General features: G+C 65.8%; 8 protein-coding genes. 1 reads left to right on the top strand and 7 read right to left on the bottom strand.

Annotation, left to right across the window (positions count from 1 at the left end; genetic code table 11):
* Window positions 1-3 precede the first annotated feature (3 nt).
* Window positions 4-225: a hypothetical protein gene (locus BM052_RS04495; protein WP_091143690.1), complete on the top strand. Its 222-nt coding sequence runs from the start codon at window positions 4-6 to the stop codon at window positions 223-225.
* 61 nt (window positions 226-286) lie between these two features.
* On the opposite strand, the gene BM052_RS04490 is transcribed toward BM052_RS04495, so the two are convergent.
* The 7 genes from BM052_RS04490 to BM052_RS04460 form a co-directional block, all read right to left on the bottom strand.
* On the bottom strand, window positions 287-1,771 hold the full coding sequence (locus BM052_RS04490; protein ID WP_177198317.1) for a hypothetical protein: 1,485 nt from the start codon (window positions 1,769-1,771) through the stop codon (window positions 287-289).
* A gap of 51 nt (window positions 1,772-1,822) precedes the next feature.
* Window positions 1,823-2,758: a sulfotransferase family protein gene (locus BM052_RS04485; protein WP_255405955.1), complete on the bottom strand. Its 936-nt coding sequence runs from the start codon at window positions 2,756-2,758 to the stop codon at window positions 1,823-1,825.
* 333 nt (window positions 2,759-3,091) lie between these two features.
* Window positions 3,092-3,646: a calcium-binding protein gene (locus BM052_RS04480; protein WP_091143686.1), complete on the bottom strand. Its 555-nt coding sequence runs from the start codon at window positions 3,644-3,646 to the stop codon at window positions 3,092-3,094.
* 566 nt (window positions 3,647-4,212) lie between these two features.
* Window positions 4,213-6,945, bottom strand: a complete 2,733-nt coding sequence (locus tag BM052_RS04475) for a S8 family serine peptidase (protein ID WP_091143684.1) — start codon at window positions 6,943-6,945, stop codon at window positions 4,213-4,215.
* A 539-nt stretch (window positions 6,946-7,484) separates the two neighbouring features.
* Window positions 7,485-9,236: a hypothetical protein gene (locus BM052_RS04470; protein WP_255405954.1), complete on the bottom strand. Its 1,752-nt coding sequence runs from the start codon at window positions 9,234-9,236 to the stop codon at window positions 7,485-7,487.
* Window positions 9,237-9,348: 112 nt separating this feature from the next.
* Window positions 9,349-10,653, bottom strand: a complete 1,305-nt coding sequence (locus tag BM052_RS04465; protein WP_255405953.1) for a polysaccharide pyruvyl transferase family protein — start codon at window positions 10,651-10,653, stop codon at window positions 9,349-9,351.
* Between the two features lie 7 nt (window positions 10,654-10,660).
* Window positions 10,661-12,043, bottom strand: coding sequence for an FAD-dependent oxidoreductase (locus BM052_RS04460; RefSeq protein WP_091143682.1), 1,383 nt, complete (start codon window positions 12,041-12,043; stop codon window positions 10,661-10,663).
* Window positions 12,044-12,213 lie beyond the last annotated feature (170 nt).

Here is a 12,213-nt window from a genome sequence, read left to right as displayed (position 1 = left end):
GCGATGATCGAGGGATTTCTGGTCGCGATCGGCATCTATCTGGCGGGGTGGGCGCTTGCCGCCCTGTGCTTCTTCCGCATCCAGGGGCCGGTGCCGGTTCCCGGCCGATTCCGAAGAGACGCGCGCGATGCCTTGCTCTGGCCGGTCTGGCTGATGCTGTTCGCGGTGTTGTGGTTGATCGAACTGCGCCGGCAGGAGTTCGAGAAGGAACTGACGGGCGATTGATCGGTGAACCGGAAGGCTGAAACCCGGAGCTTGTCGAAAAGCGTCCCTGTCATCCCGTCGCTCATCCCGGACCGCCGGCTGTGTTTACACGCGACCTTGCGGGAAGGTTGTTCTGCCGAATGACCGCGAACGATCCCGGAGTGGGTCCGGGACGATGGGATGAAGCGGCCTGGCCCGCCCCGGCGATGGCCAGCGCGGCCGACATGCCGAAGCCGAAGGCGATGATCCCGCCGAAGTCGGCATCACCAACCATCAGCGACACCATGAAAGTCGGGATGAACGAAAAGCGGAAGGCCGAAACGATGGATTGGCTTTCGATCGAAGCGCCCCGTCGTAGAAGGCTTTGCAGCACGAAAGCGTAAAACAGCGCGCCGCCGACGATGCCGGTGCTGCTGAAGACCGCGACCACGCTGCTCGATGCCCGCGTGCCGCCCAGGCCCACGCCGAAGCCGTGGGTCTGGGCCAGGCTGGCGATGGCCACGGAACGCCACATTCCCCGCTCTTCGAACGAACTCGAGCTTTCCTTTTCCAGCACCATGCGCTGGACGAGCGAATGGATCGGATCGAGGATCTGTGGGTGCAGGATGGTCAGCAGGGCGAGCGCGATCACGGTGGAAACGGCGATCGACGTTTCGCCCGCCAGCCCACGGCGATGGATGGATCCGCTGCGTTCGTTGGCATTGATCCGCAGGAACCACTCCAGCGCCGCGACCACCACCAGCAAGCCGAGGCCGACATAGGTTCCGGAAGAGGTCGACAGCCAGGCGCAGATGGCCAGCAGGCCGAGCAGGATCGGGGCGTAGAATTCTCGCAGGCGATCGTCGGCAATGGCGCGGCGATAGAAGTAGAGCGCGCTCAGGAATGCCAGGCACTGCCCGCCATAGGCCGAGGCTTCCGGCATCAGCCCGACGATACGCTTCGAACCCAGCACTTCGATATCGGTGAGCAGCGCGTAGCTGGCGGTACGAAACGGTTCGAGCAGCGGTGCCAGCGGCAGGAACTGGCTGGCATAGTCCAGCAGCCCGGTGATGACGGCAACCAGGCTGCCCAGGCACAAGGCCCTGAACGCATGCTGGCGCATCGCGGGAGACCGGAGAAGGCGGGCGAAGGCGAAGACCGAGAACACCGCGATCGTGAGGTAGGCGAACTGGGAGACGTTTTGCGGCGTCGGCTGGAGGGGAACGGCGGCGCCGATCATGCCGCGGACCGGCACCACCATGGCCGTGCCCGCGAACAGGCGCGGCATGAACGCCGTCGCGATCCCGGCGACCAGCCAGAACAGCGTCAGCAGCATCAGCCTTCGCGGCAGCACGGCGAGCGTCAGGAATGTGGCCGGACCGTCGCGGCGCAGGAATGTCCGCAGGATCAGCAGCAGCGCCACGATCGGCGTCGCCGTGAATGTCAGCCCTCCGGTAAGGGTGGTGGGAACGGCCGCGAAGGCGCCCACCGGCATGCTCGCGAAGAACAGGTAGATCAGGACGGGGCCCCGGCTCAGCAGGCCCCAGATCGCGAGCGTCCAGAACAGTATGATGGGCACCGCGTTCATGGCCGGGCGCGGCGCATGCGGTGCCCCGGCGGGCGATGCCGGCTCATCGGTTCAGGCCGGATCCCAGGCGGGGATGCGCCGCCCGATCATGTCCTCGAACGCGGCGCGGCGAGGTGTGAGGTATTGCGCCAGGTAGGCGCGCGCGCCGCGCTCATCCACCTGCTGCTTGTCGAACGAGACCGTCGAAACCGCGCGCAAGTGGTTGACGATGCCGGCGGGCAGGCGCTCGCGGGCGACCGACCAGAGTCCGGAATTCCTGATCCGGCTGACGAAGGGAAACCGCTGGCGACGGCTGGTGGGCGGCGAGCGATGCCGATCGGCAAGCTGCGTTTCCGTGTATTCGAACGGCTCCAGCCCAAGCCAGTCCAGGCACTTCGCCAGGACTTCGCGGCGATGCGCGCGCAAGTCCTCGGCGACGATCACGTGGATCCGGGACGCGTCGAAATGTTCGCGGTAGGCCTGCAATTGCAGCGCGTAGTCCGAGGTATCGCGATAGAGCGGATTATCGCGCATCGCGGCCTCGATGCCCAGCGGTTCCTGGAATTCCTTGAAGCGCTGCCAGTAATGGCCGATCGCCCGCGTCACCGGTTCGCGCACGGTATAGATGAAACGGGCATCCGGGCTGGCGGCGGCGATCCGGGCGGGGACCTGGGCGCGGTGGGGGGCCTGCGAATAGTAGACGCTGCCTTCGCCGCGATATCGCGCCTGTTCGCCGCCTCTCCAGAGATCGAGATAGGCGTCCCAGTCGTGCGAACAGGGCTGGCGCGCCATGATCGGCCAGGCGCTTTCCAACTCGCCTTGGTCGACGAAGAAGCAGGGCTCCTTCTCCGTGCTCATGCGGATCTGGGGATGGGCATTCAGGTAGGCATGGAGCGCGCTCGATCCCGATTTCGATGCGCCGATGATGAAGAGATTGGGCGTCGGCTTGCCGCATGTGGCGCCCGTCGCTTCGAGAGCGGGATGTGCCTGACCGGATACCCTGTTCAAACCTGCCTCCAGAATTGCGCGATTCGCGGCTTGTCCGGACTGTACCGACAGCGTTCGTGGCCTGGAAAATGAGTAGGCTCCGATATGAGCCTATTTTCCCAGCCCGATGATCGCCGGTTCGATGGGGCGGAAACCGCGGCGAAGTCCCGGCGATCCCTGGCGCCAAGGCTCCCGCTCGAACGCGGGGCCTTTGACGGGAGCCCCGTTCAAGGGGGCTATTGCCGCCAAACCGGGTGCAATGATCGAGCGGCATCGCGTTGTTGGCGCGAAAATGGGGAGCGGTAGCGGCCGCTCCCCATTCATGGTCCGCCCCGGTATCGCCGGTTCGGACTGTCAGAGCACGACGATGTCGGATGCGTCGAGAAGCTCGTCATAGAACGTGACGGTGGTCGAACCGTAAGTGAGGACCGTATTGCCTGAGCCGGTATAAGCGAGCGAGTACGTGCCGCCGCTGGTCAGGTGGACCTGGTCGATCCCATGTTCGAAGTCGAACACCTTGTCGGTGCCGTCCGCGGAATCGAACAGGAAGGTATCGGCATAGCCCTCGCTGTCGTTGGCGTCGTCGGCATTGTCGCCATAGAGAACGTCGTCGTCATCGCCGCCGTTGATGACGTCGCTGCCGTCGCCGCCGTAGAGGCGGTCGTCCTGGCCGCCGCCGAGCAGGGTATCGTCGCCGGTGCCGCCGTAAAGCTTGTCGTTGGATCCTTCGCCGTTCAGGAGGTCGTTGCCGTCATCACCGTAGAGGCGATCTCGATTGGCGCCGCCAATAACCGTATCGTCACCCCCCGCGGCATGCACGGCGTCAAGCCCGCCGCCGGAATCGATGACGTCGGAGCCGGCGGTGCCGGAGATCTTATTTCCGGCGGAGTCTCCGTTAATTACTGGCATAAGAGTTTCCTTTCAGTCTGCTGCCCTGCGTGAATCTGCGTGTCAGTTCGCACTGTTTCGGTAGTGCCTCTCGATCACGTGGTGCCGGCTACCCTCGTTACCTGTTATCGGCGAATCGAGCCCCGTTCGAGATGAACGGAGTAATAATCGGTATTATTAACAGTTGGCAACATATTCTAAATTGATCTCGATTACGAACTGACGGACTAAGTCCGAAATGGATATTAATCAGGTATTTCTATTTACATTGCTATAACCTATTTAATCGATTGTATATTGCGATTATAGGATATTACTATTCGAAACACCCCGTGCTGACGGTTCAAAACGGATTCGTTTGGCGTTTCAAAGGCGGGGCGACATCCCGTTCGACCGGGGCGCTGCCGCCGTGGGGAGAATGTCCGGCGCCAACTCCGATCGGCGAAGCGGGCCGCAACAGGAAGGGGCCCCGGTTTCCCGAGGCCCCTGGCGCTGGTCCGATGTGGTTCCCCCGTCAGCATCGGTCCGTGTCGGCGGGGTCCCCCCGGAGTCCGCCGCCTCGCCCCGACCGGGCTCTCTCGCGGGGCTTATGCCCAGAGAATGCCCAGATCGTTCGTGCTCATGCTCGTGCCCAGATGGTCGATGTCGTCGCCCTTGATCCGTGCGATGTCGTAGCTCTCGCCGCCGACGTGCATTTCCAGGTAGACGCTGCTGCCGCGGCTGACGAAATCGAACGTGGCGCCGGGATTGGCGCCCAGGCCGGTGACCAGGATCCGGTCACCCTCGCCGGCGTTGAAATCGTAGACGATGTCGAGCGCGTCGATATCGGACAGGTTGAACACAAAGGTGTCGGCGCCGGCATCGCCGTAGAGCCGGTCGGCGCCGCTGCCGCCTTCGATCCAGTCGCTGCCTTCGCCGCCCTTCACCAGGTCGTCGCCGACGGAGCCGAGCAGCTTGTCGTCGCCGGCGTCGCCATAGAGCTTGTCGGCGCCGGTCCCGCTGTTCAGGTAGTCGTGGCCGGCCCCGCCGGACAGGCGATCATCGCCATCGCGCCCGTAAAGGGCATCGTCGCCGGTATTGCCTAGCAGGTTGTCGGCACCGTCCTTGCCGTCGATCAGGTCGGCCGCGTCGCTGCCATTGATCTTCTCGCCGCTGCCGGTCCCGGTGAAGGTCTTGGCGTAGGCGCGCGTGGTCTCGTCGAAGTTGCCGGGGATATCGATCGCGGAGCCCTGCTGACCGGAATCGCCTTGCGAGGATCCTCCGCCGGCCGGCACGTCCGGATCGGACGTGGTTCCGGCCCGGCTGCTCGCCGTATCACCGGTGAGCGTGAAGATCTTGAGCAGCTGATCGTAGGAGTAGGTGGCGTCGGAGAATACGAAGCTCTCCACGTTCGAAACCGTCGAGACTTCGCCGGCGTGGAGCGAGATCGTCACGTCGCCGCCGGCGGTGACATGGCCGGTGACGCTGCCGAAGCTGGCGTTCACCACCAGGCGGTCCTGGCCCTGGCCGCCGTCCAGCGTGTCGTTGCCGGAACTGAAGTAGACCACGTCGTTGCCGCGTCCGGCGCTCAGCAGGTTGGCCGCCTTGCTGCCGATCAGGGTATCGTTGCCGTCGCCGCCAAAGGCGTTCTCGATGGTGTTCGGTGCAAGCGAGAGGGTTACGCCCGCGATCACCGTCTTCGATGAACCGGAAAGGTCGATGATCGCGTTCGATGTAAGCGCCGCGGCGTTGACGGTGTCGTTGCCGCCGTCGCTGTCGTTGAGCACGCTGCGGCTTGCGAGATCGGCGCCGTGGTAGAGCGTGCCGAATTCATCGGTGTAGATGTAGGTGTCGTTGGCCGGATTGTCGGCGCTGCCGGTGATCGTCAGCGTCGCATCCTCGAACAGGCCGGTAAGCGGGGTTCCGTCCTTGGCGGTCGCGGCGGGATCGCGGTTGTAGACGTCGATCGTCCAGGTCCCGGCCGATTGCTCGCCCATCGATGCCACCGAATCGAAGGTGAAGTTGCGCAGGCTCCCGGCGCGATCCTCACCGGGCAAGTCGTAGACGAGCCGCACGGTCGTGCCGTCCGGAGAAGTGAGGTAGACGTCGAGGTTGCCGGTATCGACCCAGCGCAGGTCCAGCGCGAGCTGGACGTGCTCGATGCCGATGGCCTGGTCGACCTTGATCTGCGCGGAAATGTGATCGTTCGAGCCGGCGACCAGTTCCTTGTCGATTTGCACCGACTTGCTCACTGTAGCGAGATTGGCGAAAGTCTGCTGCCGGGTCCAGGTTTCCGCCAGGCGGACGGCGTCGTGAACGTTGAGGAAGCCGTATCCGAAGGCGTCGCTGAAATGCAGGCCGCCGCCGTTGAAGTTGGCTGCGCCGTTGGTACGCCAGCCGTCGCCGAAATTGGCGGTGTTCGACAGCCCCTCGCGCTGCGCCGAATAGGCCAGGATCTGCTGTACGTCGCGGTAGCCCAGATCGGGATTGGCCTGCAGCATCAGGCCGACCGCCCCCGTCACCGCCGGGGCGGCGAACGAAGTGCCGCTGTAGTCGGCGAAGCGGTCCTTCAAGGTCGTGGTATAGACGCCCGAACCCGCCGCCGAAACCAGCACGTTGGCCCCCAGGCTGGTGAACCAGGCCGGGGTGCCGTCTGCATTCACCGCGCCCACGGCGATGGCGTAGGGGGAGTTCTGGAAGTTGTGGTAGTTGGAGGTGCCGCTGGTTCCCGCGTTGCCGGCGGCGAACACCACCGAAGTGCCCAGGCCGTCGCGCCCGCTGGTGACGGCATGCTTGAGCGCCTCGGCGTATTCCGGATGCTTGTTGAAGTCGTCCTCGAAGTTGGAAACGAAGCTCCAGCTGTTGTTGACGACATCGACCTTCGTCGAGGCGCTCAGCGCGGAAACGATCTGGTCGACGCACCCGCTGGAGTTGTAATCGATCCCCATGCCGACCAGTGTCGCGCCGGACGCGATGCCGACCGTGCCGAGCCCGTTGTTGGCCTGGGCGGAAATCACGCCGGCGACGGCGGTGCCGTGATAATAAGGCAGGTTGCCGTCGGTGATCGAGACTTGGCCCGTGGCCAGCGCGAAATTGTAGTCCAGCGACGTGTCGTAGGCCTTGCTCAGATCCTTGTGGCGAAAGTCGATCTGCGAATCGATGACCCCAATCTTGACGCCCGCGCCGTTGTAATCCTTCCACACCGAATAAATATTGATGCTGAGGGGCGAAAGCGCGGACCCATCAAGATACCATTCCTTTTTTTCGTAAGTATCATTGAAGAAATAAGCATTGGGTGAAGTCGTATTGCCCGTAGGCTGGATTTTGTTTGTGTCAGTCATGAGGCGATCCCGTGGCTGTAGCGATCTGCATTGAATTTCGGCATTACATTACCGAAATCGGCGACGCTATGACGGGTATGGGATGGTGCTGAACGGGGCCTATATGGGTGCGGTAAATCGAAATTAACTACGAAGTACCAGTATTAGTTTCATGACTTTTCATTTTTAATATGGAAAAATGCATACACGTAATACTTCGATTAAACCGGTGCGGACCGCATCGCGGCGCTATCGCTGCGCTATCGCTGCGCTATCGCTGCGCTCGCCATCCGGGCCGGTCCGAAAATATTAACCATGGGCGGAAGCTTCGGATCGCCTCGCGCTGTGATCGCGTGCGCGGGCGCTCGGTTGGGCGCTGGAACCAGGCAGGTTTACGGATGCGAACCCGGCAGGAAGCTGGCGATGGAAACCGCCGGCTTCCCTCATTCGGGCAGGAATTTTTCGCTTTCATGGACGGATTGGGGGGCCCCGATCGCCTTCCGTCGGTGCCGTGGAGGCGAATCGTCCCGCGGAATCGTTCTGTCAGGGCGAATCGGGAATCAGGATTCCGGGGATGCGTCTTTCGGACATCGGCCTTCGTCGAAGACCTGGATGCGATAGCGCGTGGTGTCGCCGCGCGCATTGGCACCGGGGCCGACTGACAGGGTGAGGGTCTGGCCTTTGCGCAGCGTCAGGTGAAGGTCGATCCTGACCGGCGCGCTTCCCGCCCGCGCCAGGATTTCACGCTCGTCTCGCGCAAGCGCGACGGTGATTCCGTCCGCGCTGTCCTGCGAGACGGTAAACTCGGCCACCAGCCGCACGCGGGCATCGCGCCCGGCCAGGTAGCGGTGGATTATCGCGCCGTCCTTCCCGCCTATGGCCGGAAGCATGGTATCCGCCATCAGGCGCAGGTTGGCCATGCCCGCTCGCCCGAGATAGGGCGTCCAGGGTACGCCGGCGCGCTGTTGCCCGGGCATGACTTCGAACGGCATCTCGCGGCCGGCGACACGGACGAAGCGCGCGAACCCGTCCCCGGGAGCTTGCGATCCGCCGGGCAGGGGCCCGGGCAGAGGCCCGGGCTGAGGATAGCCGAACTGGTGGAAGCTGTCGGCGATCAGCGGATTGCATCCCAGGCGTATCGACTGGCCCGCCGCCAGCGGTTCCCGGCCGATCAGGACCAGCGCCCGGTCCTCCCGCAGGGAGAGCCCGCGCGGGTCGAGGCGCGCGCCCGCCGCATCGAAGGCGGTGACCTTCGCGGCATCGATGGTGACGGCGCGCGGCGCCCCCCAGAGCACCTGGGTATCGAGGCCGAACGCGCGGACGGAAGTAAATCGGTCGGGGCTGGTGTCGCGCGCGGCAAGCCCGGCCAGCCGCGACTGGATGAAGCGGAAGGCCTTGCCGGCATCGGTCAGCATGCCGTCGCGGCCCACCAGCGGGACCAGACCGTCGCCGCGCTCGTTGAAGGGATACCAGTCCATCTCGGCGGCACCCAGCGCCGCGAGCGTGGCATAGCCGCGCATCAGGTCGTCGGCCGCCCGCCGGGTGTCCTCGCTGCCGAACTCGGTGACGTGCAGCGGAAGCGCGGCCGCCGGTCCGTGCCGGCGCAGCAGGCCGATCTGGGCGGGCAACTGGTCGATCGGCGTCGTATAGGGATGCACGGCCAGCCCTTCGATGGCACCCGCGCCTGGCATGTCCAGCAGCGGCCACAGGAAGCCGGCGGGCAGCGAATGGGTGGAGCCGCCGATCACGCGCACGTCCGGCCGGACTTTGCGAACCGCCGCGGCGGCGGCGCGCACCATGGCCAGGTGGTATCGCCCCCGCTCGGCCAGGCCGGCGTCCTTGACGGGCCCGGAAACGAAGTTGCTCCCGTTGATCTCGTTGCCGATTTCCAGCGTGTCGATATGGGGAAAGCGGCGGGTGACCGCCGCGGCGAAACGGCCGAAAGCGGCCAGCGCCTGGGGTGAATGCGGCGTCTCGCCGTCATCGTACAATGGGTTGCCCCAGTTCAGCGTCAGGGTGATGCCGGCACCGCCGTCCGGGAACCGGTCGGGCCAGGTGGTGGTCGGCTTGTCGAACTGGTACTGGCCGGGCGTGCGTTCGACATCGGCCCAGCGGATGCCGTCACGCAGGCGGCGCAGTGGCAAGTCGAGCGCGGCGCGCCAGGTCCGCTCGCTCCAGCCTTGCGAGAAGTTCGATGCGGCGCCCAGCCGCATGGGGGCGGCGGTGGACGAAGCCTGCCGTTGCTGGACCGGCGCGTCGGCGGGCATGGTCGCGGTGATCGCGGCCAGGGAGCAGGCGATGCGTGATACCAAGACTCGTGAACCGGGAATCATTTTCTTCTTTCGTCGTTGCCAGCCGCTGCGGGTGGTGCGGCAACGACGAAGGGAGGCTTGTGAGCAACTTGGCATGACGCAACGATCCGCATCACCGGGCCAGCGCCCGCGCGATTTCTTCTTGCAGCATCGCCACGCCCCGCCGTGCCTGGGCGACCACGAGCTTGCGCTCGGCATCGGGAATGCCGCCGTGCATGGCCTCGAGCAGCTGCCCGGCGGCGACCGTCGCGAGCGTATCGGCTGGCCGGCACAGCCATCCCTCGCGGCTGACCGACTGCAGGAAGGCCTCCAGCTTCGGGTCCCAGGCGAGCGCCAGGAACGGCACCGCGCAGGCGTAGGCGGCGATGATGGCGTGCATGCGAAAGGCGGCGATCGCGGTGAAGCCGGCGATCAGGTGGGTCAGTTCCTGCGGCGTGTGCGCTTCCGGGAAATGGATCGCCGCACCGCCGAGCGCCTCGAACGCCGGCCGCAGCCTCTGCGCGCAGGCGCGATCTTCCGGGCTGCCGTTGGCGAACACCGCGACCGTGTGACCTTGCCCGATCAGTGACCGTGCCAGGTCGAGATACCATGCGTCGAGAGCGGCGGGCGAAGGGGGCCGTTCGGAATGGTAGCGCAGTGCCAGGTGGCTGGTCAGGTTAAGGCCGATGACCGGCGGCTTGCCGGTTCGTGCCGCCGGTCGCAGCCCGTAACGTTCCGCGGCCATCAGCCCTGGATCGCGCACCAGCGTGGCTTCCAGGCCGGCCGCCGTCCCTGCCAACTCGTTCCATATCCGCCGCGAGCGTTCGTCGCGCACGAAGACGCGCCGGATCGCCTTGTGACGCAAGGCCCCTTCCAGCAATGCCCGGCCGCGCGCGCTCCAGCCGCCGGACACGCCGCAGCCGTAGATGAAGACCGGCAGGCCGCGCCGCGCCGCTTCCTCGACCGCGAGCGCGATCTTGGTCGGGAAGTTGAGGTCCAGGTCGGCGATCAGGTTGCCCCCACCGATGACCACGCAGTCCGCCCCGTCCAGCGACCGGCGATAGTGCGGCCGCCAGTACCGCCGCGCCGCGATCGCCAGCGGGGCGCGAATGGCGAGGCGGCGCAGGGGATCGGGAACGGCGCCCAGCAGCCGCATCCGGGCCGAGCGGCCCGGCGATCCCGGGCCGTAGGCAGTGCGCCCGGCCAGGTCGACCGACCAGGTATCGGGATCGGCCCCGCCGTCGATCAGGGCCTGCTCGAGGCATTCGGAAAGCAGGCCGTCGCCCAGGTTCGGGCTGTACTTGACGTTGAAGATGCGCACCCGCGCTGCGCTGCGGCGGGGCTTGATGCCGGGGCCGCGAAGGACATGGGGGGGTGGGGACATCGGCTGCCGCATGCCCTCGATTGTTTCCCCGCCGGTGAAGCGCATGTTGTTCATGGCCGCCTCAGGCCGCCATTTCCGGAGCGGCGGCGAAGAGGCCGGCCGCGTCCAGTTCCTGCATCACGCGCAGGATCACGCCGCTCGAGGTCGGCAGGTATTCGAAGCGGCCCTGGCGGCCGGCCAGGATGATCCCCGATCGCGAGATCCGGTGCAACGCCTGTTCCAGAATCGCGCCCGAACCGGGGGTATAGAGCGGATAGCAGTTCTCCACGCGTTCGTGCCCTTCGAGCGTGAGGTCGCGGGCCAGTCCCAGCACTGTCATATGCTTGCGGAAATCCTCGAAGATGCGCTGCGGATCGTGGCTTCCGCCGGGCGGGATGGTGGTTTCGACCGCGAGGAATTCGCGGTCGAAACCACCATCCCGCCCGGCGGCATCGGGATAGATGCGCGAATAGATCGTGGCCCGCTTCCACTGGCCGCGCGGGTGGAAGTTGAACAGCACGTTGCCGAGCCGCCGGTCGAGATGCGCGGCGGAAACGAAAAGCGTCGTCATGTCGAGCGAGACCAGGCCGCTGCCGACGCCGAACATAGCCTGGTGCAGGCTGTCCAGCGGGATCGTGCTCACCACCGCTTCGGCGAAGCAGGAGCCGGATGCGGTGCGCAAGTGGAACAGCCCGCCCTCGCGCCGCAGCGACAGCAGCGCGTCGCCCAGCGAGAACTCGACCCCGGACGCGGCAAGGCGCCGTTCGATCCGTTCGAAAATGGGCTCGAAGCCCTCACGCGGGCGCACGCGAAGCGGCCGCCGCGTCCGCTGGTTGACCGGCGCGCGCGAGAGCAGGGAGCGCGCGGCCGACCGTGCCAGCGCGCCGATCCGGGTGAAGCGTTCGACGTAGGCCATGCGGCGAAAGAAGAACACTTCGTCGATCTCGCGCGGGGACACGTGATGGAAGCGCGAAATGTAGGATGCCAGGCCCGTGCTTTCGAAGAAGGATCCGCCCAGCCGCTGGCGCGCGATGGCATCGAGCGTCCCGTCCCGGCGAACCCACAGGCGCGACCACGCCAGGTCCACCACCGATCGCGCCAGGCGCAGCGGGGACTGGCGCAGGAACTCGCGCGGTTCGAGCGGGTAGTGAAGGATCGCGCCGTCGGGCGCGATGCGGCGCTGGACCCGCATCACTGTCGGACACAAGTTCCTGAGACCCGGGGCCAGATCGAAGAGCCGGGCGTTCTCTTCATAGAAGATCGAACCCACGCCGAAAGTGTACGGCCCGATCTGGCGCGCGCGGTGGACGCCGCCGCAGCGCCGGTCCTTCTCGACGATTCGCACCCGCCAGCCCGCCTGGCTCAGCCTGTCCGCCGCCGCCAGCCCGGCGATACCGCCTCCGAGCACCACTACCAGTCCACCCGGCCCCGGCCCGCCCCGCTGCGCCGGAATGCGGTCAGCCATTCGCCGCCGGTGGTTTCCCGGCCGAGCCGCCGTCATCGTATCGGGAAGGCGGCGGAGTGGTGCGCTGCAAATTTCTGAACTCCAGCCATGTGTAGCCGTTGCTCGCGACCGATCTCGGTACGCGGGGCGTTGTGCATCGCGGAATGCCTAGCCTGGAAACGCCGGCGGTG

The organism is Novosphingobium sp. CF614, from assembly GCF_900113255.1.
Classification (GTDB): domain Bacteria; phylum Pseudomonadota; class Alphaproteobacteria; order Sphingomonadales; family Sphingomonadaceae; genus Novosphingobium.
The sequence above is the reverse complement of the archived record's forward strand: the minus strand, read 5'-3'. Positions and strand labels throughout refer to the sequence as shown.